This window comes from Arthrobacter sp. P1_H7, assembly GCF_056405215.1.
In genome coordinates, this window is sequence record NZ_JBFUCO010000002.1 from 234,630 (window position 1) to 260,720 (window position 26,091).

Below are 26,091 nucleotides of genomic sequence, written 5' to 3' on the forward strand. Positions count from 1 at the left end.
CAGCATGCACAGCCGGACCCGTGGCGGCCCGGATTCTTGGTGGCTCCGGTTCGGATGGTGGACAATGGTTGATTGTGACTACGCATCCTGACTTCAGCTCACCCCGTATCGCAATTCTCGGCGGAGGACCCGGTGGCTACGAAGCCGCCATGGTCGCGGCCTCGCTGGGGGCGCAAGTCACCATCATCGAGCGTGCGGGGCTGGGCGGATCCGCGGTGCTGACCGACGTCGTTCCGTCCAAAACCCTGATCGCGACGGCAGACCTGATGACCCGCGTCGGCGAGGCCGGCGAGCTCGGCGTTAAATTCGACCTCGACGGCGGCGACTGCACCCCCACGATGCGCGCGGACCTCAAGCACATCAACGACCGCCTGCTGCGGCTGGCGCGGAAGCAGTCGGAGGACATCCAGGTCGGGCTGGAACACCAGAACGTCCGCATCCTGATCGGCTCCGGCAGGCTGCTGGACAACCACACCATCGAGGTCCTCACTTCCGAGGGCACCGAGACGGTGGAAGCCGATACCATCCTGCTGGCGGTCGGGGCCCACCCGCGCGAGCTGCCCACGGCCCGCCCGGACGGTGAGCGCATCCTCAACTGGGCCCAGATCTACAACATGGACGTGCTCCCGGAAGAGCTGATCGTGGTGGGTTCCGGCGTCACGGGCGCGGAATTCGCCTCGGCCTACAACGGCCTGGGTTCCAAGGTCACCCTGATTTCCAGCCGCGACCGCGTCCTGCCGGGCTCGGACACCGACGCCGCCGAGGTCCTCGAGGGCGTCTTCGAACGCCGCGGCCTGAAGGTGCTCTCCCGCGCCCGCGCCGAGACCGTCGAGCGCACGGACGACGGCGTCGTGGTCACCCTCGGCGACGGCTCGAAGGTGACCGGCAGCCACTGCCTGGTCTGCGTCGGCTCCATCCCCAACACGGCCGGCATCGGCCTGGAGGAAGCCGGCGTCGCGCTGACCGAGAGCGGGCACATTAAGGTCGACGGCGTCTCGCGCACCACTGCGCCGAACATCTACGCCGCGGGCGACTGCACCGGCGTGCTGGCACTCGCCTCCGTGGCCGCGATGCAGGGCCGGATCGCGATCGCGCACTTCCTGGGCGACAGCGTCATGCCCCTGAAGCTGCACCAGGTCGCATCCAACATCTTCACCTCGCCCGAGATTGCGAACGTGGGCGTCTCCGAGGCCGAGATTGATTCGGGCAAGTATCAGGCCGACGTCATCAAACTGTCCCTGCGCAGCAACGCCCGCGCCAAGATGCGCAACCACCGCGACGGCTTCGTCAAGATCTTCGCCCGCAAGGGATCCGGCACCGTGATCGGCGGGGTAGTGGTAGGCCCGAACGCCTCCGAGCTCATCTTCGCGATCTCCCTCGCCGTCACCCAAAAACTGCACGTCGACGACGTCGCCAGCACCTTCACGGTGTACCCGTCGCTGAGCGGCTCCATCTCCGAAGCGGCCCGGCGGCTCCACGTCCACATGTAGTCCTGCTGCAAAAACGGAGGCCGTAGCCATGCAGAGTCCCCGCGCCGTTGTTGACTCCGTAGAGCAGCACCCCGGGCTGCCCTCCGGCCCGGAGGAACGTTTTGCCGGCTACGGCGTGATGGGCGTTCCGTTCAGCTCCGGCCACATCCTGGCCCTGCGGCATTTTCCGGCCTCCTCTGTCGGCCCGGGCTACACCTCGGTCTGGATCCGTGACCCTGCGGGCATCTGGACGATGCACAGCACCACCGAGCCCGGGTTCTCGTGCCCCCGCTACTTCGGCAGCGCCCTCGGAGCCGTCTCGACGGGCGGGATCTCCATCCGGTGGCGCGACGGCTACTCCTTCAGCGTGGAAGTCGGGGAGGGGGTGGACCTGAGCTGGGACCTGACGCTGGCGGCCACCCCGGTCACCCGGCTCCTGTCCGCGGTGTCCGGTGCCGTTCCGGACCGGTTGTGGCGCAGCCGGACGTTCCTGCGGGCCATGGGGGCTGTCGCCGGCCCGGTGCTGGGGGCGGGGCACATCGGGTTGACGGGCAGGGTGCCCAACGGGCAAAGCTTCGGTGCGCGCCCGCGCCGGATGTGGATTGTCCGCGAAAGCACAGCACACCTGTTGGGCCGAAGCCTGGAACAGGCCGCGGCCCTTCCTGTCCAGGACAGGCTCGGGGACTTCTGGATCCCGCAGCGCGGCATCTTCATGATCGGCTCATCCGTGTTCGAACCGGGAGGTTAGGACGCTGCGTTGAAAGTCCCGAGGCGCGACAGCCAGCTGGGAACGTGCAACCTGCACGGATGAACGGGGTGTAAATTCTCGCCGCCCAACAGGCATTCCTGTGTGCCGGCGGCCCTAGGATGAATCTCGTCATTCGCACTCATCCAAAGGGGACTACATGAGTTATCCGCAGCAACCGAATGCATTTCCGCCCCAGACCGGAGGGACGCCGCTTTGGGCGCCGCTCTATGGGGCCACCCTCCAGCAGGCCGTCCAGCGATTTTTCAAGAAGTACGCCACCTTCTCCGGCCGGGCCAGCCGCAGCGAGTACTGGTGGTGGGCGCTGGTGTCCCTCATCGTCGGGATAGTCATCAACATCATCACGAGCACCGGCACGACGACTAATGCGTCCGGAGCCGCCGTGACAGGACCCGGTGCCATTATCGGGTTGATCCTTGCTGTCATTTGGGGACTCGGGACGATCGTTCCGTCCCTGGCCCTGCTGGCCCGGCGTCTGCATGACGTGAACCTGAGCGCCTGGCTGATCCTGCTGGTCCTGGTGCCGTTCCTCGGCGGCCTGGCGCTGCTGGTGATGACAATCCTGCAGTCCAACCCGGCCGGCCAGCGGTTCGACCAGCCGTCCGGCTACTAGCCCGCTTCCGACGAGCGAAGAATCCCTGGCCGGGAATCCGGGCAGGGATTCTTCGTTTTCAGCAGTCTGGTGCATCGCCGTGCGGGGGCCTTAGACCCTACGACGCCGACCCGCACGGCTCCCACACTGGAACATGGCCAAAATCTATATCCCCTACGGGACCGTTGAAGGACAAACCGCCCATATCGTGGAGTACATCGCCGAGGTGGTCCGGGCGAACGGGCACCAGGCGGAGACAGCGGACCTCAAGCATTCCCCAAACCCGCTTCCGGGCGGCTACGACGGCGTGATCGTGGCGGCCTCGGTGCACGTGGGCAAGCACGAGGGATCCGTCGCGGACTTCGTCAAGAAGAACCTCGCTGAGCTCGAACGCTTGCCTTCGGCCCTGGTCTCGGTGAGCATGGCCGCCCACGGAGACGAGCACACCGCGGAGGGCTACGTGGAGAAGTTTGAGCAGGACACGGGGTGGCGGCCCGCGCACGTCGGGTTGTTCGCCGGCGCCGTGCTGTATAGCCACTACGGGTTCATCAAGAAGCACGTCATGAAGAAGATCGCCAGCGACAAGGGCTCCCCGGACACGGACACGTCCCGTGACTACGTGTACACCGAATGGGACGGCGTCCGGCGCTTCACGGAGGACTTCCTGGCCCAGTTGGCCGAGCCAGGAAGCCAGAAGTAGGGCTCAGCAGCAGGGCTCAGGAGTAGGCGTAGGGCGGAACGGTGTCGCCGGGGGCAAAGGGCCGGAACCAGTGCTCGAAAGCCAGGCTCCCGTCGCCGTCGTTGTTGGGTCGGTCGTCGGCGTACAGTGCATCACTTTCGGCGTCCTCCAGCAGGACTTCCTCGACCGCGGCCCGCCAGTCGTCCGGGAGGTCGAGTTCGTAGATGTCCTCGGTGATTTCCGCCTGATCGAGCAGGCAGCGCACGGCGAGTTCCGCCGCGAGGCAGCCGGGGGCGGTCCAGCCCCTGACCAGGCATGCGGTGACGTCGGCTGCGACCACGATGAACTTCTGGGTGAATTTCGCGTCGTAACCGGCGGCGAACTGTGGCGGCAGCGAGGACAGGACCGAGGTCCCGGCAATGTCGGTGGGCGTGACTGCATCCAGCGTGCTGAGCGTTCCGAGATCGCGGAACAGCTGATCGATGAGGATGCTCGACGAGTTCCACAGGAGTCCGGCCAGCAGGCGGGTCTGGCCCACGGCTTTGTGCCGGTCTTCCGGGGAGGCAGCGGCCATCTCGGCCAGGTCCTCGGGATCAAACTGGAGCCGCTGCTCGGCCGTCATGTCGTCCGGGTGCGGGTCGAGCCCGAGCAGTTCCAGGCTCAGCCCGGTTAGTTTCCCGGCGTCAGCCAGCAGCTCTTCGGTGATGTCGTCGTCGTCGGCGCTCATGGCCCCGATGCTACCCGCCGATTGCCCGTGGCCCGATTTGCGTTACGCGGCCGTTTTTGGCGGCGGTGCGGCAGTCTTAGGCGGCCGCCGGGTGGATGGTTCCCGGCGTCGAACCGGCCCGGGCCATCCGGACGGACAGCAGATAGGCGATCCCGCAGGCCAGGGGAACCAGGCTGGCCGCGATCAGCGATCCGACCGCGCCCGACCTTCCGATGATCGTGATCAACAGCGGCAGTACCCCCAGGGCCACCAGCAGCCAGCCGGCCAGTGCGGTAACTTTCAGGCCGAGAATGGCGGCCGGAAAAGCCAGCGCGAGCACGCTGACGGCGATGACGGGGCCGTTGTCACTGAGGAAGGCGCTCAGGGCAGCGGGGTCGAAGGCGAGCCACACGCACGCGGCAATGAAGGCAGAAGCGAGGGCGAGCAGCAGGGGAGCGGTTGCGGCCGGCCAGAACCAGGCCGAGACCGCGAGGATGAGCATCGGCACCACCCAGGCGAGCGTCATCAGCGTTCCGGTTGTTCCGCCCGGGTCCTGCATCGCGGACCCGCCGATGAAGATTCCCCCGATGACGGTGAACGCCGCCATGACGGCCGCTCCGGTGCGCGTCAGCGCGGCCGCCCGCCGCTGCGGGTCTTTTTCACGCGACATGACAACACCCATCACGACGGCGAACACAACAATCGCGCCGAGCGCCAAAATGACCGGGACGTTCATGGGATGCCTCCTGCGGATGAACGGAACCTACGTTCATTGCAGCCCCGCCTCTTGGCCGTGCCAAGGGGAGAAAGGCCCGCTTCGGGGCTAGTGGAGTTGCTGAGCGCCCTAAACTCCGGGCTCCCAGAGTTGTATTCGATCCATCCGAACTTGGCGCACCATGGAGCGCGTTCTAGCAGGCATGCATGCTGAGCACTCTTGTTGCCGGTGGTGTCTGTGTGGTTATACTCAGGGCTTGGGGGCGCCGTAGACGGTGTATGTCGGAAGCGTTCAGCAGTCCAAAATATCTGCCAACCAACCGACAGGAGGTGCGGGGAACCGTGCCAGCATTGAAACGATCGATCTTCCGTAAAGCAGCGGCCGCTGCCGCCCTTTCCGTTGCCCTGGGAGCCGGAACGCTCGCCGCGGCGGCCCCTGCCAGCGCCAACGGAGGCACGCCCGCCTCATGTGCCCAAACTACCGCGCCTTGCACAGCCGGCGTGTCCACCGTGTACGTCACCCCAGGAACAATCCTGGGGGCGAACAAGTACGGCTGGCCCAAGGGCACCAAGCTGGAATACCGCTGGTTCTTGAACGGCAAAATCTTCGCGGGCGGCTGGAATGCAACCACTAAGGTCTGGGGGCCGCCGGTCGTGGACAGCAAAGGCGACAAGTTCGTCGTCCGAGTCAAGGGCACATATGGGGGAAAGATCAGCTATCGGTTCAGCAGGACGTACGTCGTCCGCTACTAACGACCACGCGCAGAGAAACCCCGCCAGTCATCACGACTGGTGGGGTTTCTGCGTTCTGGTCAGGCCGCGCCCACGCCTCAAAGCACGCTTGCAATGCTCGCAGAAGATGTAGACGCCCCATGTCGTCTGGGCAACGGAGCGGCGACCTTGCTGATGCTCGTCAATGCAGTACGACGTTACAGGCCACCCTCCGGGGACTCACGGTTGGTCGGGGCTCTCCTCGACCCAGCTTGGCGTTCTCTTCGCGTGCGCGGTCTTCCTTGCGCGCCGCCGGCGGGCGATCAGGGAGTAAGGCCTCTACCTCCTGGCGTGTCGCATAGGCATAATGTCGCCATGTGGATCCCCGCCCTATTTCTAATTTTGGTCGTCATCGGGATACTGGTCACTTACTGGCAACTCACCCTGACTGGACTCGCCATCTGGGTGCTTGTGGCCTGGATGAGGCACCACGCGGCCGACACACGGTCGAGTTACTCCCGGAAGCCCGTCCAGACTCGGCCTGTGGCCAAGCCTGTCCAGACCCGTCCTAAACCCAAACCTGTGCAGACCCGGCCTGAGCCCACGCACAAGTCCAAGCCTGCCCGCGAGATACCAGCGCTCGAATATCTGCCCAGGTGGACTGCGGACCGCCGACTGGAAGCTGGCCGCGAGCATGCCCAGTGGCAGAAGAACTTCGACAACGAAGCGAACTAGAACTCAGGCAGCCGCCCCCTGAAAGTGGGCCTCGATGATCCCCTTGATGTCGTCGTGGCAGCCGCCGCAGCCCGTGCCGGCGCGGGTGGAGGCCGACACCTCGGCCACCGTCCCGCAGCCCTCGGAGACGGCAGAAGCAATGGCCGTTCCGCTGACGCCGGCGCACCGGCAGACCGTCCGGGCGGGGTCGGCGGCACCTGCGGAAGCGAGCTGGTCCGGACCGTCCAGGCGCAGGAGCAGCGACCGGTCGGCGGGCAGTTCGGCACCGCGTTCGAAGAGCTGCACCAGCTCGGCCGAGGTGCGCGGCATGCCCACGGCCACCAGCCCCTCCAGAACGCCGGCGCGGGTGGTCATCTTGACGTAGCGGCCGTGCTCGGGATCGGCCCACTGGGCGATCTGCAGCCGGGCCCGGCCGTTCACGGCCCCGGCGGTCAGGGCTTCCTCGTCCCAAGGGTCTGCGGACACGTCTCCGGCCACGGCCATGTTCATGCCGCGGGCCTTGAGCACGATCACCCCCGGCAGTTCCGCCGGCAGGGACGGCAACGCTTCCGCGTCGGCAGAGGCGCCGGACGCCAGCAGGGTCAGGTAGTCGGCGAGCCATTCGGCCTGCCGCCAGCCCGGGCCGACCAGCCCGGACGGGCCGCGCGCGGTCCGGCACTCCACACACTCGGGGTCCGGGCAGCGGACCTCGGCGCAGTCGCCGATCGCGAAAATGTGGGGCTCGTGGTGGGCGCGGAGCTTGTGGTCCACCAGGATCCCGGTACCGGTGGAGAGCCCGCAGCCCTCCGCCAGTTCGGTCCGCGGCCGGACACCGCAGGAGAGGACAAGGAGGTCGCCGTCGATCGCGGAACCGTCGTCCAGCAGCAAAGCGGAGAAGCCGCCGTCGGGCGCGTTGTGTTCCACGCCGACTGAGCGGGCGTTGCCGGCCACACGCACGCCGCAGTTCCGCAGGGACGCTGCGAGCACGGCGCCGCCGCCGCGGTCGATGTTCCGGCCCAGGGGATGGGGCCCGTTGTGCACCACGGTCACCGTGGCGCCTTCCTCGGCCGCGGCGAGGGCCGTCTCCAGGCCCAGCACGCCGCCGCCCAGGACCACTACTCGCTTGCCTCCCGCCACGGCCGAGTGGAGCACGGACGCGTCGCGGAGATCGCGCAGGGCGGTCACGCCCGGCGGCAGCACCGGCGCGGCCGGGTCCGGGTTGAGCCCGGTCAGGTTGGGGATGACCGGCCGTGAACCGGTGGCGAAAACGAGCCGCTCGTAGCCGGGCGAGGTGCCGTCGCTCAACAAAACCCGCTGCCGGGCGCGGTCCACACGGCGGACACGGACGCCCAGCCGGACATCGACGCCGTCGGCCACCAGTGCCGCCGCATCCGCGAGGGCCAGCGCGGCCGGTGTCGTCCGGCCGACGCCAAGATCCGCCACCAGCACGCGGTTGTACGCCGCCTCGGACTCTTCACCGATCACCGTCAGGTGTGCGATGCCGCTGCGCACGGCCGGCAGCAGCTCGTCAATCAGCCTCGCGGCGACGGGCCCGAAGCCCACCACCACAATCCGCTCAGTCATGAGGTCTCCTCTGCTTGAAGAACACGGGCTTGAACACCGCTGTGCTTGCCGGCCAGGGCATCCAGGGAAACTGCCGGCCGGATCCACACCTTGCTGGTCTTGAACTCGGGCATCCCGGAAATGGGGTCCGTGGCCGCCTCGGTGAGCCGGTTGGCGCTCCCGAGCTCCGGGAAATGGAACGGCAGGAACACCGTCTCCGGGCGGATATCCGTGCTCAGCTCGGCACGGCAGCTGACCACGCCGCGTTCGTTGGAAATCGAAACGTAGTCGCCGTCGGCGATCCCCTGGGCGGCAGCCGCGGCGGGGTGAAGCTGCAGCCGCGCCTCCGGCTGTGCCTCGGCCAGGGCGGCCACCCGGCGGGTCTGCGCCCCGGACTGGTAGTGCTCCATCAGACGCCCGGTAATGAGCGTCATAGGCACTCCGGCACGATCAGCGCCGGCGCGGGCGCGTTCCGCCTCGGACGTGGAGCCGGCAGAGGAAGAACGACGCCGGGGCGTCACCGGTGTGAACACGGCCCGGCCGTTCGCGTGGGCGAAGGCGTCCAGGAAGAGCCGCGGCGTACCCGCGCTCCCGGCGGGGTACGGCCAGTAGGCGGCCTCGCCGCGGTCCAGCATGGCGTAGTCGATCCCGGAGTAGTCGGCCAGGCCGCCGGAGGACGCGAGCCGGAGCTCCTCGAACACCGTTTCCGGATCCTCGCTGAAGGTGGAGGGCGCGTGCAGCATTTCGGCCAGCCGGGTCATGATCCACAGCTCACTGCGGACACCGGGCGGGGGAGTGAGGGCCCGGCGGCGGCGGAGCACGCGGCCCTCGAGGTTGGTGAGGGTTCCTTCTTCCTCGGCCCACTGGGTCACCGGCAGGACCAGGTCCGCCTCGGCGGCGGTCTCGGAGAGGAAGAAGTCGCACACCACCAGGAAGTCCAGGCTGCGCAGGCCCGCGATCACGGCGTTCGCATCCGGGGCGGACACCGCCACGTTGGCGCCGTGCACGAAGAGGCACCGGACGCCGTCGGGCTGTCCCAAGGACTTCAGGAGTTCGACGGCGGGGAGGCCGGGGCCGGGAATTAGGGGTTCAGGCACGCCCCACACCCTGGCCATGTGGGCGCGCGCGGCGGGGTCGGTGATCTTCCGGTAGCCGGGGAGCTGGTCCGCCTTCTGGCCGTGCTCGCGGCCGCCCTGGCCGTTGCCCTGGCCGGTGAGCGTGCCGTAGCCGCTGCGCGCGGAGCCCGGCAGGCCCAGCAGCAGGGAGAGGTTGATGGCGGCCGTGGCGGTGTCAGTGCCGTCCACGTGCTGTTCGACGCCGCGGCCGGTGAGGATGTAGCTGCCGCCCTTGCGGGCGCCGTCGGCCAGCCGCCGGGCGGTTTCCCGGATCAGCCCGGCGGGCACGCCGGTGATCGACTGGACCCGTTCGGGCCAGAAGCTGGCGACGCTGCGGACCGCGGCGTCGTAGCCGGTGGTCCGGTCCGCGATGTATCCGGCGTCGGCGAGGCCCTCGTGGATCACCGCGTGGGAGATGCCCAGGAGCAGGGCGAGGTCGGTGCCGGGCAACGGCTGCAGGTGCAGCCCGCCGCCGTCGGACGTAAACGCGGCGGTGGCGGAGCGCCGTGGGTCGACGACGATCAGCCCGCCGGCGTCGCGGGCCCCTTGGAGGTGCTGGACGAAGGGCGGCATGGTCTCGGCAACGTTGGAGCCGAGCATCAGGATGGTGCTGGCGGTGTCGAGGTCCGCGAGCGGGAACGGGAGCCCGCGGTCCAGGCCGAAGGCGCGCATGCCGGCCGCGGCGGCCGAGGACATGCAGAACCGCCCGTTGTAGTCGATCCGTGAGGTGCCCAAGGCCAGCCTGGCGAACTTGCCCAGCTGGTAGGCCTTCTCATTGGTGAGGCCGCCGCCGCCAAACACGCCGACGGCGTCAGCCCCGTGCTCGAGGCGGGCCCGCTTTACGGCGGAGACGATCCGAGTGAGGGCCTCGTCCCAGCTGACCGGGTGGTGGACGCCGTCGGCGCCCTTCAGCAGGGGCTCCGTGACGCGGCCCGGGTGGTCCAGCAGCGAGGCGGAGGTCCAGCCCTTGCGGCACAGGCCGCCGCGGTTGGTGGGGAAGTCGCGTCCGGCGACTGTCAGGAGCGGCGCGGACATGGGGGCGGTGCCGGGCGCCGGCATGGCCGGTACGGGGTCTGACCCCGGCTGGACAGCCGGGGTCAGAGCCGCTGGAGATGTGAGCGTCATGGCGCACTGCAGGGCGCAGTAGGGGCAGTGCGTGTCGGCGCTTTTGGTCATGTTAGACGTGTCCCATCGCGTTTCGGTTGGCGTTGCGGATGTAGCAGAACCAGCAGACCACCAGCATCAGGACGTAGGCCCCCACGAATCCGTAGAACGCCGAGGTGTAGGAGCCGCTGGCCGTGTTGGAGGCGTTGAGGACCTGGGGGATGATGAATCCGCCGTAGGCGCCGATGGCCGAGATCAGGCCGAGGGCCGAGGACGCGAGCCGCTGGGTGGTGTGCGTGCTGGCCCCGGAGCGGGCGGCCCGGCTGGAGGTGGCGAAGATGATCGGGATCATGCGGTAGGTGGCGCCGTTTCCGAAGCCGCTGGCGGTGAAGAGGAGCAGGAACAGGAAGAGGAAGAGCCAGAAGTTCTTCAGCGGCAGGGTCCAGAGCATGGTGAGGGTGATGACGGCCATGGCGGCGAAGGCTGCGACGGTCATGCGGGCGCCGCCCATCCGGTCTGCCATGCGCCCGCCGTAGGGGCGGGCCAGGGATCCGACCAGCGGGCCGAGGAAGGCCAGCGACAGGGCCACGGTGCCGACGGAGATCGAGGAGAATGCCGGGAAGTAGTCCTTGATGAGCTTGGGGAAGACGCCTGCGAAGCCGATGAAGGAGCCGAAGGTGCCGATGTACAGCAGTGCCATGATCCACAGGTGCGGCTCTTTGATCGCGGCCAGCGAACCTGCGACGTCGCCCTTGGCGCTGGTGAGGTTGTCCATGTACTTCCAGGCGCCGAAGGCCGCCAGCAGGATCAGCGGAACCCACATGAACCCTGCGACGGGCAGGTTCACGGTGCCGGCTGCCAGCAGGGTGATGGCGATCGGCACGGCCAGCTGTGCGACGGCTGCACCGAGGTTTCCGCCGGCGGCGTTCAGGCCCAGTGCCCAGCCCTTTTCCCGTGCGGGGTAGAAGAAGGTGATGTTCGCCATCGAGCTGGCGAAGTTGCCGCCGCCGAATCCGGCCAGCGCGGCCACGAACAGCATGACGCCGAAGGGGGTGGCCGGGTTGGCGACGCACAGGCCCAGGCCGATCGTCGGGATCAGCAGCAACAGGGCGGAGACGATGGTCCAGTTGCGGCCGCCGAAGCGGGGAACCATGAACGTGTAGGGGATCCGGAGCGTGGCGCCGACGAGGCTTGGCATGGAGATCAGCCAGAAGATCTCGTTGGTGGAGAACTTGAAGCCGGCGGAGGGAAGCTGGACCACCACGATCGACCACAGCTGCCAGACCACGAAGCCCAGGAACTCGGCGAAGATGGACCAGTTCAGGTTGCGCCGGGCGATCGAGCGGCCGGCCGACTCCCACTGCTCCTTGTTTTCCGCGTCCCAGTTGGCGATCCAGCGGCCGGGCCGGTGGTCGAGGGTAAGGGTGCCGCCGGTACTGGCGGCGCCGACCTCTGCGGTGCCGATTTCGGCGGTGCGTTCAGCAGTCACTTGGGAGACCTCCTTGGGGGTGATGTCCTTCAAAGGTAGGGACGCCGCGTTTCCGGGACGGACGCGGTTTATTAACGCGCTGTGACTTTTGCCTATCGGGGCTTTTATGACGGTGTGAGAATAGGTGTGACGACCACCACGTGAGACGGCGACACGAAGTCCAAATGACGGACTATTTGTCCACTGACTGGACGGTGGGACCTATTATCAGACGTATACGAATCCCTAGCCGGCGGCCCCGGGCATCGGGCTCTAGGGGAATATCCGACCGGTCTTCATGAAAGCGTTACTACATGTCATCCACTGCAACCTCCGCGGAGCATGGGTCCGCCCAGCAGGTGAATTCGCGCGGCCGCGTGATTGTCGCCAGCCTGATCGGTACCACCGTCGAGTTCTATGACTTCTACGTTTACGCCACCGCGGCCGTGCTCGTTTTCCCGAAGCTCTTCTTCCCCGGGCAGAACGAGACCACCCAGCTGCTGGCATCCTTCGCCGTGTTCGGCGTGGCGTTCATCGCCCGCCCGCTCGGCTCGGTCATCTTCGGCCACTTCGGTGACAAGTTCGGACGCAAGGGCACGCTTGTGGCCTCGCTGCTGACGATGGGTATTGCCACCTTCCTGATCGGCTGCCTTCCGACGGCGACCGTCCCGGGCTGGGAATTCTGGGCCCCGGCGCTCCTCGTGGTCCTGCGCTTCTGCCAGGGCCTGGCGCTCGGCGGTGAATGGAGCGGCGCGGCCCTGCTCGCCACCGAGAACGCCCCGTCGAACAAGCGCGCCATCTACGGCACGTTCCCGCAGCTGGGTGCCCCGATCGGCTTCATCATCGCCAACGTGATCTTCCTGGTCTTCAGCTACGCCCTGACGCCGGACGCCTTCATGGCCTGGGGCTGGCGTGTACCGTTCCTGCTCAGCGCCGTCATGGTGATCATCGGCCTCTACGTCCGGCTCAAGCTGATCGAAACCCCGGCCTTCACCAAGGTCCTCGAATCCAATGAGGTCGCCAAGCTGCCGCTCGCCCGGGTCTTCAAGTCCAGCTGGCGCAAGCTGATCCTGGGCACGTTCATCATGCTCGCCACCTACGTGCTCTTCTACCTGATGACGACGTTCACACTGACCTACGGCACTCGGGCCTCCAGCCTGGACGCCGCGAAGGCCGCAGCGGAGAAGGCCGGCAAGCCGATGACCGAGGCCGCCGCTGCCGCATTCGTCCCGGGCCTGGGCTACACCCGCAACGACTTCCTCTGGATGCTGATCGCCGGCGTCGTATTCTTCGGTATCTTCACGCTGGTCTCCGGCCCGCTGGCCGAGAAATACGGCCGCCGCAAGATGCTGATCGTTGTAACTTTCGGCATCATCGCCTTCGGCCTGCTCTTCGTTCCGCTGTTTAGCGCCGGGTTCGTGGGCACCATGGCCCTGCTGATCATCGGCTTCTCCCTGATGGGCCTGACCTTCGGGCCCATGGGTGCGCTCCTGCCGGAGCTGTTCCCGACGAACGTCCGGTACACCGGCTCGGCCATCAGCTACAACTTCTCCAGCATCCTGGGTGCGGCCGTCGCCCCGTTCATCGCCGTCTGGCTCTGGGAAATGGGGAAGGGCAGCCCCGGGCTGGTCGGTGTCTACCTCGCCGCCATGGCGGTGCTGACGCTGATCGCCCTGTTCGTGAGCAAGGAAACCCGGGACCTCGACTACACCAACAACGTGGCCTAACGTCCGTTCCCTATTCCTGACGGGAGAAGCCCGGCGTGTTCAGTGAACACGCCTTTCATCGGTTCCGTCGCGGTGAACTGCCGGGCGTCGGCCATGAGCATTTCGGCCGATTCCGGCGGGAAGTAGCCGGCGTGGCGGTAGATATCGATCCTGGTGACGAGCCCTTCTGCATCGAGCTCGGGGTGGAACTGGGTGGCGTACAAGTTGGTCTTGATCCGGAACATGTGCACCGGGCAGGCGGCCGAGCTCGCCAGCAGCACCGCATGGGAGGGCAGGACGGTGCAGGCTTCCTTGTGGCCGGTGAACGCCGTGAAGCTCTCCGGCAGGCCGCGCAGGAGGGGATCCTGCAGCCCCTCCGCCGTCAGTTTGATGGTGACCCCGCCGAGCCCTTCACCGTACGTCCGGTCGATCACGGCGCCCTGGTGCAGTCCGAGGGTGCCGACGCCGTAGCAGGCGCCGAGGAACGGGAAGTCCTCGGCCACGATCCTGTCCAGCAGCCCGGCGAGTTCGCGCTCCACCCGGTGCTGGGTGGCGTTCTTGTGCTCGGCCGGGTCGCTGGACGTGAACGGACTGCCGCCCACAATGACGCCCGAATAGTCGGACAGTTCCAGCTCAGGCAGCGGGGCGGCTTCCATCCGGATGCGGTGGAGCTGCTCCGGCTGGAGCCCGCAGTAGCGAAGGTAGGCGCAGTATTCGTCCTCGGCGGCGGTGTCTTCCGCGCGCGAGGCGAGGAGCAGGAATGGCTTCACACTCCAAGTCTCTACTGGCCGGTCGCGGACGCGCCAGAGGCGCSCCCGCGACCGGCAGTGGCGGTTACCGTCCGCCGTCGCCGTACTGTGAGCCGCTTACTCTGCGGCGCCGTCCTCGATCATGGCGATGATGGCGCCGGCGGAGACGGTCTCGCCTGCCGCTGCGGCGAGGCCGATCACGATCCCGGCACGGTGGGCGGTGAGCGGCTGTTCCATCTTCATCGCCTCGAGCACGACGACGAGATCGCCCTCGGCGACCATGTCACCCTCGGCGACGGCCACCTTCACGATGGTCCCCTGCATGGGGGAGGTCAGGGCGTTGCCGCTCGCGGCCGCGGGTGCGCCGCCACCGCGGATGCGCTTCTTGGCCTTGGCCGGCTTGGCGCCCGCGGCGTTGCTGACCGAGCCCAGCGACGCCGGCAGCACGACTTCCAGGCGCTTGCCGCCGACCTCGACGACGACGCGCTGGCGGTCGCCGGCGTCGGCCGCTTCAGCGTCAGTGCCGGTCGGGGTCCAGGCCGGAATGTCGTTGACGAAGGCGGTCTCGATCCAGCGGGTGTGGACCTTGAAGGCGCCCTCGGCCGGGGCGAAATCGGGATTGGAAACGACTGCGAGGTCGAACGGGATGACGGTGGGGATCCCTTCGACCACCATTTCCTCCAGCGCCCGCCGGGAGCGCTGCAGGGCCTGGGCGCGGGTGGCGCCGGTGACGATCAGCTTGGAGAGCATGGAGTCGAAGTTGCCGCTGATGACATCACCCTGCTCCACGCCCGAATCGACGCGGATACCGGGTCCGGTGGGGTTCAACAGTCGCGTGATGGTGCCGGGGGCGGGCATGAAGTTCCGGCCCGGGTCCTCGCCGGTGATGCGGAATTCGATGGAGTGGCCGCGGACTTCCGGGTCGCCGTAGCCGAGCTCCTCGCCGCGGGCCAGCCGGAACTGTTCGCGGACGAGGTCGATCCCGGTGACTTCCTCGGAGACGCAGTGCTCCACCTGCAGGCGGGTGTTGACCTCGAGGAAGGAGATGGTGCCGTCTTGGCCGACGAGGAATTCGCAGGTGCCTGCGCCGAGGTAGCCCGCCTCCTTGAGGATGGCCTTGGAGGATTCGTAGAGCCGGCGGTTCTGTTCCTCGGTGAGGAACGGGGCCGGGGCCTCCTCGACGAGCTTCTGGTTCCGGCGCTGGAGCGAGCAGTCGCGGGTGGAGACCACCACGACGTTGCCGTGGGCGTCGGCCAGGCACTGGGTCTCGACGTGGCGCGGGGCGTCCAGGAAGCGCTCAATGAAGCACTCGCCGCGGCCGAAGGCGGCGGTGGCCTCGCGTACGGCGGATTCGAAGAGTTCGGGGATTTCTTCGCGGGTGCGGGCCACCTTGATGCCGCGTCCGCCGCCGCCGAAGGCCGCCTTGATGGCGACGGGCAGGCCGAACTTGTCCACGAAGTCGAGGATTTCCTCGGCGGATTCGACCGGGTCGGCGGTGCCGGGGACCTGCGGGGCGCCGACCTTCTCGGCGATGTGGCGGGCCTGGACCTTGTCGCCCAGGGCAGAGATCGCCTCGGGGGAGGGCCCGATCCACGTAATGCCGGCATCGATCACCTTAGTGGCGAACTCGGCGTTCTCGGCCAGGAACCCGTACCCGGGGTGGATGGCGTCCGCGCCGGACTGGCGGGCGACGTCGATGATCTTGTCCATTACCAGGTAGGACTCCGCGGCGGTGTTGCCACCGAGCGCGTAGGCCTCGTCCGCGAGCCGGGCGTGCAACGCGTCGCGGTCGGGGTCCGCGTAGACAGCCACCGAGGCGATGCCTTCATCGCGGGCGGCGCGGATGATGCGCACCGCGATTTCTCCGCGGTTGGCGATCAGCACCTTGGTCAGCCGGCGGATGCCCGCGGCTGTAGATGACTGCGTTGTTCCCGGGACGGTGGGTGCGGACTGCTCCGAATTTGCTGACAAGGCGTCTCCTTCTTTCCTTCAGGGAGCCTAGCGCGGTTTTGAGGGTTCCGCCGATATTACTTGCGGATTCCGCGCGTATACGGCCCTTCCTTTGTAGGGTTGCCACAAAGGGCGGCGAATTGGCCCACTCCGCGCCCAGTCTGTCTTTCCTCCGGCATACATTCCGTCGTTACTCGGCGCGGACGTCCGCCGGGTCCACGGCCCCGCCGGTCCAGAGCTCGGTGATCCCCACGTTCGCCTGGCCGAGCAGGGCGCGCAGGGTGGAGATGGAGAGCCCGACGACGGTGTGGGGATCGCCGTCGACCTTGCGGATGAACGCCCCGCCGTAGCCGTCGATCGTGAAGGAGCCGGCGCACTGGAGCGGCTCGCCGGTGGCGATGTAGGTTTCGATTTCCTCGGTGCTCATTTCCATGAAGTGCACCTCGGCCGAGGACACAGAGCCCAGGGTGGCGCCGGTGCCGCGCGCGTCGCCGTCGCCGTCTTCTGTGTCGGTGTCTGTGTCGGTGTCGGTGTCTGTGTCGGTGTCGGTGTCGCGGCAGTCGACCAGCCAGTGGCCGGTGTGCAGGACGCCCATGCCGCCGCTCATGCGCAGCATGCGCTCGCGGGCGACGTCGGCCGTGTAGGGCTTGCCGTGGGCCTCGCCGTCGAACTCGAAGACCGAGTCACAGCCGATCACGATTGCGCCGTCCGCCTCGGGCAGGGACGCGACGGCCTCGGCTTTGGCCCGGGCAAGCAGCAGGGCCGTGTCATGCGGATCCGTCACGCCGTAGCGGGCCTGCACGGCGTCCTCATCCACGTCCGAGACGAGGACCTCGTGGGCGATGCCGGCGTTGCGGAGCAGCTTGGTGCGGGCGGGGGACTGGGAGGCAAGAATGAGGCGGGTCACCGTTCCAGCCTAATCCACCCCAACAGAGCAACGCGGGGTCACTTACGGCCCATCCGGAGGGGATTGATAGGCGCTAGGTGACCCCGCGTTGCTTTAGGGCGGAAGGCCCTGTTTGCGGATAGGTGACGGTGGTGGAGTTGAACCGGCAGCGTAAAGAGAATCGAGTGGCCCATGACCGGATGGCTGGTGGCAAGCGTTGGCCTGGTTGGTGACGGAACATATTTTGGCTGGGACGGCTTCACCATCCAGTCCGGAAATTTGATCGTGATCGTCGTGATGATCATCCTGTTCGTATTGGCCCTGGTCCTTCCATTTCCCGGCGGGAAGCGGCGGAAATGACCGCCGGTGCCACACCGGGGCACGGTGCGCCGGTCGATGAAGCGGACGCCCACACATTAACCGGCAGGGTCCGCCGTTGGCTCCTGAGGAAGCTTCCGCCGGACAAGCTGTTGCCCGAGGACCAGCCGGTCTTTGTGGCGTCCTGGGCCTACGTATTCGGCATGGGAGCCGTCGCGTCCCTGCTGTGGATCATCGTGTCCGGGATAGTGCTGGGACTGAACGGACCCCAGTGGTATCACGTTTCTTCGCTGGGGAGCTTCGTCAACAGCACCCATTTGTGGAGCGTGGAGTTCTTCTTCATTTTCATGGTGGTGCACCTGTGGCTGAAATTCTGGATGGCGGCCTGGCGCGGGGGCAGGGTCCTGACTTGGATTACCGGCGTGATCTCGTTTGTCGTTTCCATCGTGGCGGCCTTCACCGGGTATCTGCTGCAGACGAACTTCGATTCCCAGTGGATTGCCTTCGAAGCGAAGGATGCGCTGAACGCAGTCGGAGTGGGCGCCTGGTTCAATGTGGCCAACGTCGGTCAGCTCTTCACCTGGCACGTCACGCTGCTGCCACTGGCCGTGGGCGCTGTGGTTGTCCTGCACGTCCTGCTGGTCCGGGTCCACGGCGTTGCACCTCCACTTGAGGCCGCGGAGTCCGACGCCCAGCTGCTTCACGACCGCCCGGAGGCCACCGAAGCCAGGGGCACAGAATCCGGGGGCGCAGTGCAATGACCAGGAAGAGCAGCAGTATCTCTTGGCGGAAGAGGGACGATGTTGCCAGCCGGCCCTGGACAGGCAGCGTCCGCGAATATGACCTCATCAAGGAACTGATCATCGGCGTTGTGGTGGTTGGTCTGCTCGTGCTCGGTGTGTCCGCCATCTTCGGGTCCCCGGATGAGCCCAGCGTCAGCCTCAAGACGTGGGCTACGGCCGCCCCCTCGGATTTCGTCGGCACCGCAGCCAAGGAGCTTGCCGGGACAAGCGATACTGCAGGATACGGGCCGCCCTACAACCCGACCCCGGAAGCGACGCAGAAGATCGGCCCCGTGGACCTTCAAAGTCTCTCAGGCGTCCGCCTTCCGGTGGATACGGCCAATGACTTCGTGATCACTCCGCTGTCCACGCTGCCATCGCCGCCAGAAGCCGTGGCGCAGTGGACGGCCGCCACGGATCAGCAACGCTCAAGCTGGGCAGCTGCCTATTCCGATGCCCTGGCCGCCGCGCCGGATAACGACCCGGCCCAGGTGGGCGACGGCGACTATGGCCCGGTCCCTGCACTGACCGGAGCGTTGCTGGAGATGGCGCGCCAAGGCAATCTGGACGGCGTGCTGCAAAGCGGCGGGAACTTCTACAACATGGACTACACGCGCAGTCTCCTCTTCTTGGGCGACGGCGGCTACTTCCCGGATCTTGCGGCCAGCCAACACCTCTCCGGGGATCAGTGGGGCGTGATGAACGAAACCGGCGATACGCCTGGGCAGTCCTGGTTGTGGCTCTTCTCGCTCCTCTACCAAATCGAGCCGTTCAAGTCCGCGCCCAATGCCGATGCCCTCGTCGTTGTGACGATGCTCGTGCTGACCGCGTTGCTGATGCTGCTGCCGTTCATCCCTGGTCTGAGGTCGCTGCCGCGGATGATCCCCCTTCATCGCCTGGTCTGGAAGGACTACTACCGCAATCGCTGAATCGCCCGCATCAATTGACCGCCGCGGATTCCGGCAGAGCCACCCGGTGTCGACCGGCCTCGGTTGACCACGTTCGCGGTAATACCAACATGCCCAGGCTGGGACGGATAGCGGGCCTTGGATCGACCGGAAGGCGTCGGCCGGTAGCTGATCTGCGCAGCGGGGTGCGATAGTGGCTGGATGATCAACCAGCAGCAGCTCTGGGACGAGGACGCGGCGAAGCAGTACGACACGCCCGGAGAGGGAATGTTCTCGCCCGAGGTACTCGGCCCCACAGTGGAGGTGCTGTCAAGGCTGGCGGGTAACGGCCCGGCCGTTGAGTTTGCCATCGGCACGGGGCGAGTCGCCATCCCCCTCTGGGAAGCGGGGGTCCAGGTCAGCGGCATCGAACTGTCTCACGCCATGATCTCCCGCCTGCGTGAGAAGGTCGGCGAGGACCACATCCCCGTCGTTCAGGGCGACATGACAGAGGCCGCGGCGGGCGAAAATTTCTCGCTTGCGTTCCTGGTGTTCAACACCATCGCCAACCTCTTGACGCAGGACGAACAGGTCCGGTGTTTCCAGAACGCTGCCCGTCATCTGGCACGTGGCGGGCGCTTCGTTATTGAGCTCTGGGTTCCGCAATTGCGCTCGCTGACACCCGGACACGGCGGCACAGTCGAAGTCAGTGAGCCCGGGTATCTTCTGGTCGACACGTATGACGTGCTCCGCCAGCACGTCGTCTCGCACCATGTGCGATTCGGCCCAGAACTGTCGGATGGGCGGGATGCGCGGATCGGACGGACACCACACCGATACATCTGGCCGAGCGAGCTCGATCTCATGGCCCGGATAGCCGGGTTTGAGCTGGAGTCCAGGTGGGCAGACTGGGACCGCAGCGAATTCACCGCGGAATCTCGCAGTCACGTGTCGGTGTACCGGCTGGCCGCACGCTGAGGGCCGAGCTCACCACACCCGGCGACGACAAATCGACTGCACAAACGCGGCATCAACCGTGACCAATCGTGCTTTCCCGGGTTCCTTCCGGCTGTCGCTTAGATTGTCGGAGGTCTCGGGGAGACTGGGTTCATGGACGGCAAGCAGGGGCCTGATGTGGCTCTCGGACCGGCGGCAGGGCCCCGCGACGGCGGGTCGTTCGCCGCGGCCGCCCTCCGGCTGGCCGCGCTCCCGCCGGCCACGGATAGTGCCGGGCTGATTGACCGGCTTCGTATACTCGAGGATTTCAAATCCGCCGCCGCCGCGGAACAGGCCCGGCTCGCCGTGGCCTTCGACCTGCTCCAGCGCCGCGACCAGGCCGCCGCCGGGGTCCCGGCCGAGAGAATCGGCGCCGGGATCGGCGCTCAGCTCGCCCTTGCCCGGCGCGAATCCCCCGCCAAGGGGGGCCGGCTCCTGGGCCTGGCCAAAGCCCTCGTGACCGAAATGCCCCACACCCTCGCCGCGCTGCAGGCCGGGCAGCTCAACGAATGGCGCGCCACCCTGCTCGTGCGCGAAACCGCCTGCCTGACCCCGGCCGACCGGGCCGCCGTCGACGAAGAACTCGCCGCCGACGCCGGGACGTTCGCCGGGGCCGGGGACCGGTCCCTGGTCGCCGCGGCCCGGGCCGCCGCGTACCGGCGTGATCCCCGCTCCGTGACCGAACGCGCCGCGCACGCCGTCTCCGAGCGGCACGTCAGCCTCCGCCCGGCCCCCGATGCCATGACCTGCCTGAGCGCCCTGTTGCCGGTGGCCGCCGGCGTCGCGGTCTACAAGGCGCTGAGTGGGCACGCCGACACCCTCCACGGCGCCGGGGACCCGAGGGGCCGCGGGCAGCTGATGGCCGATGCCCTGGTCGAACGCACCACCGGCACCCCCGGCGGGATCGCCGGCGTCGAAATCCAGCTCATCATGACCGACCGCACCCTGTTCCAGGCCGACGCCGAACCCGCCCGGCTCCCCGGCTACGGCACCGTCCCCGCCGGCTGGGCCCGCACCCTCATCAACCCGGCCCCGGGCAGGGCACACGGCGGCGAGGGCGGTAGTTCCCCGGGGCGCGGCGGTCCGCCTCACCCGGGCGGCACCGCCGGGTGCGCCGATGACCGCGCGTTCCGGCTCTGGCTCCGGCGGCTCTACACCCACCCCGGCAGCGGAGAGCTCATCGCCATGGACTCCCGCGCCCGGCTCTTCCCGCCCGGCCTGCGCCGCTTCATCCAAACCAGGGACGACACCTGCCGCACCCCCTACTGTGACGCACCGATCCGCCACCTGGACCACATCATTCCCTGGCACACCGGCGGCCCGACCACCACAGACAACGGCGCCGGCCTCTGCGAAGCCTGCAACCACACCAAAGAAACCCCGGGCTGGACCGCACACCCCGCACCCCGTCCCCGTCACACCATCAAACTCACCACCCCCACCGGCCACACCTACCACTCCACCGCACCCCCCTGCCGGGATCGCCTGCCGGCGAAGCGAGCGAAGAGTCACACCGCCAGCGCCGCGACGAGCGCCACCGCGCGAAGACGCTCAAGCGTGTGCGGCCCTCAGGCTCATTGGCGGCCTGAGCGGCCCGGAGGCTTGACGGCTTTGAGAAGGACTTTCTACCGATGAAAGGAAGTGGGGCGGTCAGACGAGTCGGCTGGCTAGGAATCGCTCAATGGCAGTGAACACCTGAACGTGCGCGGCCAAGGAGGCACGCCAGTCGTTCGGGACTTCCAACGAGTGATTGGCGTCCAGAATGTCAACGAACGTCGGTGCGGTTTCTGACAACGCATCGGTTGCCCAAAACTTGTCTTTGGATCCACCGATGAGCAGATCCGGCTTACTTGTTTCAGCAAGTGTCCGCCGAATGACGTCGTCCGTGAGGATAGGAGTGAGCCAAACAGCTGGCACTTGAGCCTCTTCCGCCCACGGAATAGAGAACGTGCCAAACGACTTCGCCACGATGAGTCGATGGTCGGCGGGCGGCAACTCGGCGAACGCCTGCTGAACTGCACGGGCCGCGAATCCGTGGGGGTCGTCCCCAGGTTCATCATCGTCGGTCCAGCGAATTGCCTGAACTTGCCAGCCGCGGTCTCTCAACTGTTCTGCAGGCCAGTAAAGAAGAGGCGATTCGACCTTGTATCCCGCACCTGGCACGAGCACGGCGACCTTAGTCTCACCGTGAGTGGACTTGCAGCCAGGCCAGAGGAAAGTTTCCATGCCGGAGATACTACATACGGGGCTGGCTTTCCGGCCGGATGGCAAGAGCTAGTGGGCAGAATGCACCCGTTGCGACGTTGGTGAGTATCCGGCGGGGACGGCCCCACGAGCTGTCCGGGCTTGCAGGCACGAAAAAGCCGCCCGCAGATCGAAACGATCAGCGGGCGGCTTCAGGGGAACTCGGCTTCAGGCAACGCGGCTTCAGGGCAACTCGTCGGCGGGCTTTAGCGGGCGCCGATCTCCTCCGGCTCGGGCTCGCTTTCGGCTGAGGCTGAGGCGGAAGCCCCGGGCCGGAGCTTGGCGCCCTCGACGTCGACGTCCGGCAGGATACGGTCCAGCCAGCGGGGGAGCCACCACGCCTTGTCGCCGAGCAGGTACATCACGGCCGGGACGATCGTCATGCGGACCACAAACGCGTCCACCAGGACACCGAACGCCATCGCGAAGCCCAGCGGCCGGACCATGTTCAGGTGCGAGAAAATGAAGCCGGCGAACACGCTGACCATGATGATGGCGGCGGCGGTGACCACGGATGCTGCATGGCTGAAGCCGGTGCGGACCGCGTGCCTGGCCGATTCGCCGTGCATAAAGGACTCACGCATGCCCGAGGTGATGAACACCTGGTAGTCCATGGCCAGCCCGAAGAGCACGCCGATCAGGATGATCGGCAGGAAGCTCAGCACGGCGCCCGGGTTTTCGACGCCGAACACCGTCCCCAACCAGCCCCACTGGTAGACCGCGACGACGGCTCCGAAGGCTGCCGCGAGCGAGAGCAGGAACCCGCCCGTGGCCAGCAGCGGCACCACGATGGAGCGGAACACGAGCAGCAGCAGGATCAGGGACAACCCGACGACGATGGCCAGGTACGGGGGAAGGGCATCGCCGAGCTTGGTGGAGACGTCGACGTTGCCGGCCGTCTGCCCCGTGAGCCCGATGCTGACCCCAGTGGCTTCCTTGATGCGGTCCTTTTCGGCGCGCAGCTCGGAGACCACCTGGACTGTGCTTGCGCTGGCCGGGCCCTCGCGGGGGATGACCTGGAACACCGCGGTGCGCCGGTCCTCGCTCAGTGCCACCGGAACGGCGGCGGTGACGTTGCCCGTGCCGCGGAGGATGTCGGCGACGTCGAGCTGCTTGGCCGTGGCTTCGTCCGCGCTCAGGCCGGCCGGGAAGTCGCCCACCACCACAATCGGGCCTGTCATGCCTGCGCCGAAGCTGCGGCCGGTGACGTCATAGGCCTTGAACGCCTGCGACTCAACGGGTTCGGACCCGCCGTCGGGCAGCGCGAGCCGCAACTGGCTGGCCGGCAGCGCCACGATGCCCAACAGCAGGACACCGGCCAGCAGTGCCAGGACCGGGTGCCGGGTGACGAGTCCGCCCCAGCCCTGTTTGCTGCGGCGTTCGTCGCGGGCACGGTCGGCGCTCTCATGGCCGGGGGCGGCGTTGTGCTTTTCCGCCTTCGCCCAGACCCTGCGGGAGATCAGCCGGGGTCCGATCAGGGACAGCACGGCAGGGGTGAGGGTCAGGGCGACGACGACGGCGACTGCCACCGTTGCGGCGGCGGACAGGCCCATCACGGCCAGGAAGGGAAGGCCCGGAATGACAAGGGCCGTGAGGGCGATGATGACGGTCAGGCCGGCGAACAGCACCGCGTTGCCGGAGGTGCCGGTGGCGAGGGCGACGGATTCCTCGCCGTCCATGCCGGCCAGGAGCTGGCCGCGGTGCCGGTTGACGATGAAGAGTGAGTAGTCGATGCCGACGGCGAGGCCCAGCATGAGCGCCAGCATCGGGGAGATGGAACTCATGTCGACGGCGCCGCTGAGGGCGAAGGTGCCGCCGACGCCCACTGCCACACCGACCAGGGCCATCAGCAGGGGGAGCCCGGCGGCGATCAGGGTTCCCAGCATGACGATAAGCACCAGCGCCGCGATGGCGATGCCGAGGATCTCGGAGATGCCGAACAGCTCCGAGACGTCCTCAGTGATTTCCTTGCTGGCCAGGGCGGTCACTCCGGCAGAGGAGACGTCGTGGGCGATGTCCTGGACCTGCTGGCGCACAGCGGGGGCCAGCCCGTTGATCGAGGTCTTGAACTGGACCTGGGCGATTGCCGCTGTGCCGTCCTCGGACACGAACCGCATGCCCTGCGAGGCCTCCAGCTGGCGCTTGGCCAGGGCGAGCTTGGCCGCGCCGGCCTCGAGTTCCTTGGTCCCGGCGTCGAGCTTTTCCTGGCCCGCGGCGAGGGCAGCCTTCTGCTGGCCAAGCTGGGCGTCGATGGCCTCGGCGGACATGCCGGCCGCGGTCATCTGCTGCTCGGCCGCGGCCAGCTGGGCCTTGCCAGCAGCCAGCCGGGCGGCCGACGCGTCCAGTTGCGCCTGTCCTGCGGATGCCTGCTGCTCGCCGGCGGCAAGGTCCGTCACGGCCTTGTCCAGCTGGGCCTGGGTGGCGAACGGGTCCACGGTGCCCTGAACGTCGGGGAGGGCTTTCAACTTGGTCAGCGCAGCCGAGACCGCGTCCTTGCCGGCCTGCGTGAACTGGCCGTTCTGCGACTCGAACACGATGCCGGCCGAGCCGCCGGAGGACTTGGGCAGCTCCTGCTTGAGCTTGTCCGCCATCTGCTGGGTTTCAGTGCCGGGGATCTGGAAGTTGTTGGACATGGTGCCGTGGAAGGCCGCAGCCGCGCCGCCGACGGCCACCAGGACGGCGAGCCAGAGGGAGATGACGAGCCAGCGGTGGCGGTAGGAGAACTTGCCTAGACGGTAGAGCAACAGGGCCATGTCAGTGCCGATCTGGGGAAGGGGTGGCGGGGGAGTGGGACGCGAATCCGGAGCCGAGGAGGCCCATGGAATCGATCAGGAGCTGGCGCAGGATGGACAGGGACTCGGGGGTCAGGTCGCCGCCGCAGCGGGCAAACCAGACATCCATGGCGGCTTTTCCGCACGAGATGACGGAGCCGGCGAGGGCGCGGAGGTAGAGCTCGTCGCCGGCCGCCGTCAGCGCAAAGCGTTCGCGGGCGGCGTCGATGATCTGTTCGGTGCAGTGGTCCCAGGCTTCCAGCTCGGAGCGGCTGAGCTGGGGGTTGGTCTGGCCCAGGCTGTAGAGCTCGGCCACGGGTGCCACGGTCATGGGATCGGCCAGTTCAACGAGGGCTGCGCGGGCAGATTCCAGGATGGGCTCGTCTGCCGGGCGGAGCCGGAACTGCTGAAGTGCCGTGTCCAGGAAGCCGAACGTCACCGAGGCGAGCGCCGCCTCGGTGCTGCCGAAGTAGTTGAAGAAGGTGCGGCGGGAGATCCCGGCGGCGTCGGCGATGTCCTCGACCGTGAAGTTTCCGGGCCCCCGCGTGCGGAGCAGGTCCATGGCGGCGTCCGTGATGGCCTGCCGGGTAGCGGCCTTGTTCAGTTCGCGGCGCGAGGGGACACCGGGGTCGCCGGATGCGGCGGCCTGGTGGGCGGAGGGGGAGGGTGATGGGGACACGCGCTTACACTACGTGCATGTTTGCACTCTGGGCAAGTATTTTCGAAAGCTGGCGGCGGTGGGGCTGGCAGGCGGACCGGCGTTCAGGGCTTGAGCTGGGCTGCCGCGTCGCCGGAATTGGTCAGGTAGATCGACTGGCCAGTGGCCCCGGGCTCGTTCTGCGAGAGCGGAATGGCAAATACGGCTGTGCCGTAAGCGCAGACCTCCGTCCAGTTTTGCCCGATCGCTGACGTATCGAAGCGCATGGCGATGATGGCGTTGGCGCCGCGCTGCTCGGCCTCGGCCACCATCCGGGCCATGACATCCTGCCGGCTGTCGTGGAGGGCCCGCGTCATTTCCAGCACCTCGCCGCCGCCCAGGGAACGGAATCCCGCCATGACCTGGGCGGTGATGTCCCGGGAACGGACGGTCAGGCCCATGACTTCGCCGAAGACGGCGTCGATCCGGTGGCCCGGAATGTCGTTCGAGGTGACGATCAGCATGCCCAGAGCCTATCCACTTTTGCCGCCTTCTTGCCGTCTT

23 protein-coding genes are annotated in these 26,091 nt (G+C 67.4%); 11 read left to right on the forward strand and 12 right to left on the reverse strand.

Going from position 1 to position 26,091, the window contains the following annotated elements:
* Positions 1-74 precede the first annotated feature (74 nt).
* The 4 genes from AC1DXI_RS01770 (at position 75) to AC1DXI_RS01785 (ending at position 3,527) form a co-directional block, all read left to right on the forward strand.
* Positions 75-1,490, forward strand: a complete 1,416-nt coding sequence (locus AC1DXI_RS01770; protein ID WP_026266637.1) for an NAD(P)H-quinone dehydrogenase — start codon at positions 75-77, stop codon at positions 1,488-1,490.
* A gap of 28 nt (positions 1,491-1,518) precedes the next feature.
* Positions 1,519-2,217, forward strand: a complete 699-nt coding sequence (locus AC1DXI_RS01775; RefSeq protein ID WP_476937194.1) for a hypothetical protein — start codon at positions 1,519-1,521, stop codon at positions 2,215-2,217.
* Between the two features lie 157 nt (positions 2,218-2,374).
* Positions 2,375-2,848, forward strand: a complete 474-nt coding sequence (locus AC1DXI_RS01780; protein ID WP_018774634.1) for a DUF805 domain-containing protein — start codon at positions 2,375-2,377, stop codon at positions 2,846-2,848.
* Positions 2,849-2,981: 133 nt separating this feature from the next.
* Entirely contained in the window at positions 2,982-3,527 is a 546-nt protein-coding gene (locus AC1DXI_RS01785) for a flavodoxin domain-containing protein (RefSeq protein WP_476937195.1), read from the forward strand.
* 16 nt (positions 3,528-3,543) lie between these two features.
* Here AC1DXI_RS01785 and AC1DXI_RS01790 read toward each other — a convergent pair whose 3' ends face one another.
* Together AC1DXI_RS01790 and AC1DXI_RS01795 are read right to left on the reverse strand one after the other, a co-directional pair.
* Positions 3,544-4,233 carry a hypothetical protein gene (locus AC1DXI_RS01790; protein ID WP_476937196.1) on the reverse strand — a complete coding sequence of 230 codons (690 nt, stop codon included), beginning with the start codon at positions 4,231-4,233 and terminating at the stop codon, positions 3,544-3,546.
* A 76-nt stretch (positions 4,234-4,309) separates the two neighbouring features.
* Positions 4,310-4,948 (reverse strand): hypothetical protein, encoded by a 639-nt coding sequence (locus tag AC1DXI_RS01795; protein ID WP_476937197.1) that lies wholly within the window; start codon positions 4,946-4,948, stop codon positions 4,310-4,312.
* Positions 4,949-5,427: 479 nt separating this feature from the next.
* Between AC1DXI_RS01795 and AC1DXI_RS01800 the strand changes: the two genes are divergently transcribed.
* Complete coding sequence (locus AC1DXI_RS01800; protein ID WP_028275854.1) at positions 5,428-5,679, forward strand: hypothetical protein; 252 nt, start codon at positions 5,428-5,430, stop codon at positions 5,677-5,679.
* A gap of 696 nt (positions 5,680-6,375) precedes the next feature.
* Here AC1DXI_RS01800 and AC1DXI_RS01805 read toward each other — a convergent pair.
* The 3 genes from AC1DXI_RS01805 to AC1DXI_RS01815 are packed head-to-tail and all read right to left on the reverse strand — an operon-like array spanning position 6,376 to position 11,598.
* Positions 6,376-7,935, reverse strand: coding sequence for an FAD-dependent oxidoreductase (locus AC1DXI_RS01805; protein ID WP_476937198.1), 1,560 nt, complete (start codon positions 7,933-7,935; stop codon positions 6,376-6,378).
* Positions 7,932-10,205, reverse strand: a complete 2,274-nt coding sequence (locus AC1DXI_RS01810) for a molybdopterin oxidoreductase family protein (protein WP_476937199.1) — start codon at positions 10,203-10,205, stop codon at positions 7,932-7,934. Before AC1DXI_RS01810 ends, AC1DXI_RS01805 begins: the two co-directional genes overlap by 4 nt.
* Position 10,206: 1 nt before the next feature.
* Positions 10,207-11,598 (reverse strand): MFS transporter, encoded by a 1,392-nt coding sequence (locus tag AC1DXI_RS01815; RefSeq protein WP_476937365.1) that lies wholly within the window; start codon positions 11,596-11,598, stop codon positions 10,207-10,209.
* A gap of 317 nt (positions 11,599-11,915) precedes the next feature.
* Between AC1DXI_RS01815 and AC1DXI_RS01820 the strand changes: the two genes are divergently transcribed.
* Positions 11,916-13,328 (forward strand): MFS transporter, encoded by a 1,413-nt coding sequence (locus AC1DXI_RS01820; protein WP_476937200.1) that lies wholly within the window; start codon positions 11,916-11,918, stop codon positions 13,326-13,328.
* Here AC1DXI_RS01820 and AC1DXI_RS01825 read toward each other — a convergent pair.
* From AC1DXI_RS01825 to AC1DXI_RS01835, 3 genes are all read right to left on the reverse strand, one after another.
* A complete protein-coding gene (locus tag AC1DXI_RS01825; RefSeq protein WP_476937201.1) occupies positions 13,325-14,077 on the reverse strand; it encodes a glutamine amidotransferase in 753 nt (250 codons plus the stop codon). The two genes, AC1DXI_RS01820 and AC1DXI_RS01825, sit on opposite strands and share 4 nt — an antisense overlap.
* Before the next feature lie 96 nt (positions 14,078-14,173).
* Positions 14,174-16,027 (reverse strand): acetyl/propionyl/methylcrotonyl-CoA carboxylase subunit alpha, encoded by a 1,854-nt coding sequence (locus tag AC1DXI_RS01830; RefSeq protein ID WP_476937202.1) that lies wholly within the window; start codon positions 16,025-16,027, stop codon positions 14,174-14,176.
* A gap of 169 nt (positions 16,028-16,196) precedes the next feature.
* Positions 16,197-16,913: a Maf family protein gene (locus AC1DXI_RS01835; RefSeq protein ID WP_476937203.1), complete on the reverse strand. Its 717-nt coding sequence runs from the start codon at positions 16,911-16,913 to the stop codon at positions 16,197-16,199.
* A 171-nt stretch (positions 16,914-17,084) separates the two neighbouring features.
* Here AC1DXI_RS01835 and AC1DXI_RS01840 point away from each other — a divergent pair, with 171 nt between their 5' ends.
* From AC1DXI_RS01840 to AC1DXI_RS01860, 5 genes are all read left to right on the forward strand, one after another.
* Complete coding sequence (locus AC1DXI_RS01840) at positions 17,085-17,252, forward strand: hypothetical protein (protein WP_176803417.1); 168 nt, start codon at positions 17,085-17,087, stop codon at positions 17,250-17,252.
* A complete protein-coding gene (locus AC1DXI_RS01845; protein ID WP_476937204.1) occupies positions 17,249-17,971 on the forward strand; it encodes a cytochrome b N-terminal domain-containing protein in 723 nt (240 codons plus the stop codon). The genes AC1DXI_RS01840 and AC1DXI_RS01845 overlap by 4 nt, the downstream gene beginning before the upstream one ends.
* Complete coding sequence (locus AC1DXI_RS01850) at positions 17,968-18,921, forward strand: hypothetical protein (protein WP_476937205.1); 954 nt, start codon at positions 17,968-17,970, stop codon at positions 18,919-18,921. The genes AC1DXI_RS01845 and AC1DXI_RS01850 overlap by 4 nt, the downstream gene beginning before the upstream one ends.
* A gap of 180 nt (positions 18,922-19,101) precedes the next feature.
* Entirely contained in the window at positions 19,102-19,857 is a 756-nt protein-coding gene (locus AC1DXI_RS01855) for a class I SAM-dependent DNA methyltransferase (RefSeq protein WP_476937206.1), read from the forward strand.
* A gap of 132 nt (positions 19,858-19,989) precedes the next feature.
* The gene (locus AC1DXI_RS01860; protein ID WP_476937207.1) at positions 19,990-21,510 is read left to right on the forward strand and encodes an HNH endonuclease; all 1,521 of its coding nucleotides are present in this window, start codon (positions 19,990-19,992) and stop codon (positions 21,508-21,510) included.
* A gap of 15 nt (positions 21,511-21,525) precedes the next feature.
* Here the strand turns inward: AC1DXI_RS01860 and AC1DXI_RS01865 are convergent, their stop codons facing one another.
* From AC1DXI_RS01865 to AC1DXI_RS01880, 4 genes are all read right to left on the reverse strand, one after another.
* Positions 21,526-22,101 (reverse strand): hypothetical protein, encoded by a 576-nt coding sequence (locus tag AC1DXI_RS01865; RefSeq protein ID WP_476937208.1) that lies wholly within the window; start codon positions 22,099-22,101, stop codon positions 21,526-21,528.
* A gap of 224 nt (positions 22,102-22,325) precedes the next feature.
* Positions 22,326-24,872 carry an MMPL family transporter gene (locus AC1DXI_RS01870; RefSeq protein ID WP_476937209.1) on the reverse strand — a complete coding sequence of 849 codons (2,547 nt, stop codon included), beginning with the start codon at positions 24,870-24,872 and terminating at the stop codon, positions 22,326-22,328.
* Position 24,873: 1 nt separating this feature from the next.
* Positions 24,874-25,569: a TetR/AcrR family transcriptional regulator gene (locus AC1DXI_RS01875; RefSeq protein WP_476937210.1), complete on the reverse strand. Its 696-nt coding sequence runs from the start codon at positions 25,567-25,569 to the stop codon at positions 24,874-24,876.
* An 83-nt stretch (positions 25,570-25,652) separates the two neighbouring features.
* Entirely contained in the window at positions 25,653-26,051 is a 399-nt protein-coding gene (locus AC1DXI_RS01880; RefSeq protein ID WP_476937211.1) for a YbjQ family protein, read from the reverse strand.
* Positions 26,052-26,091 lie beyond the last annotated feature (40 nt).

What these genes read in the sequence shown, in the direction of transcription:
- AC1DXI_RS01850 (WP_476937205.1), top strand. Translation starts at nt 17,968, where the DNA reads ATGACCAGGAAGAGCAGCAGTATCTCTTGGCGGAAGAGGGACGATGTT.
- AC1DXI_RS01810 (WP_476937199.1), bottom strand. Translation starts at nt 10,205, where the DNA reads ATGACCAAAAGCGCCGACACGCACTGCCCCTACTGCGCCCTGCAGTGC.
- AC1DXI_RS01840 (WP_176803417.1), top strand. Translation starts at nt 17,085, where the DNA reads ATGACCGGATGGCTGGTGGCAAGCGTTGGCCTGGTTGGTGACGGAACA.
- AC1DXI_RS01870 (WP_476937209.1), bottom strand. Translation starts at nt 24,872, where the DNA reads ATGGCCCTGTTGCTCTACCGTCTAGGCAAGTTCTCCTACCGCCACCGC.
- AC1DXI_RS01880 (WP_476937211.1), bottom strand. Translation starts at nt 26,051, where the DNA reads ATGCTGATCGTCACCTCGAACGACATTCCGGGCCACCGGATCGACGCC.
- AC1DXI_RS01805 (WP_476937198.1), bottom strand. Translation starts at nt 7,935, where the DNA reads ATGACTGAGCGGATTGTGGTGGTGGGCTTCGGGCCCGTCGCCGCGAGG.
- AC1DXI_RS01795 (WP_476937197.1), bottom strand. Translation starts at nt 4,948, where the DNA reads ATGAACGTCCCGGTCATTTTGGCGCTCGGCGCGATTGTTGTGTTCGCC.
- AC1DXI_RS01775 (WP_476937194.1), top strand. Translation starts at nt 1,519, where the DNA reads ATGCAGAGTCCCCGCGCCGTTGTTGACTCCGTAGAGCAGCACCCCGGG.
- AC1DXI_RS01820 (WP_476937200.1), top strand. Translation starts at nt 11,916, where the DNA reads ATGTCATCCACTGCAACCTCCGCGGAGCATGGGTCCGCCCAGCAGGTG.
- AC1DXI_RS01845 (WP_476937204.1), top strand. Translation starts at nt 17,249, where the DNA reads ATGACCGCCGGTGCCACACCGGGGCACGGTGCGCCGGTCGATGAAGCG.
- AC1DXI_RS01865 (WP_476937208.1), bottom strand. Translation starts at nt 22,101, where the DNA reads ATGGAAACTTTCCTCTGGCCTGGCTGCAAGTCCACTCACGGTGAGACT.
- AC1DXI_RS01780 (WP_018774634.1), top strand. Translation starts at nt 2,375, where the DNA reads ATGAGTTATCCGCAGCAACCGAATGCATTTCCGCCCCAGACCGGAGGG.
- AC1DXI_RS01785 (WP_476937195.1), top strand. Translation starts at nt 2,982, where the DNA reads ATGGCCAAAATCTATATCCCCTACGGGACCGTTGAAGGACAAACCGCC.
- AC1DXI_RS01790 (WP_476937196.1), bottom strand. Translation starts at nt 4,233, where the DNA reads ATGAGCGCCGACGACGACGACATCACCGAAGAGCTGCTGGCTGACGCC.
- AC1DXI_RS01855 (WP_476937206.1), top strand. Translation starts at nt 19,102, where the DNA reads ATGATCAACCAGCAGCAGCTCTGGGACGAGGACGCGGCGAAGCAGTAC.
- AC1DXI_RS01860 (WP_476937207.1), top strand. Translation starts at nt 19,990, where the DNA reads ATGGACGGCAAGCAGGGGCCTGATGTGGCTCTCGGACCGGCGGCAGGG.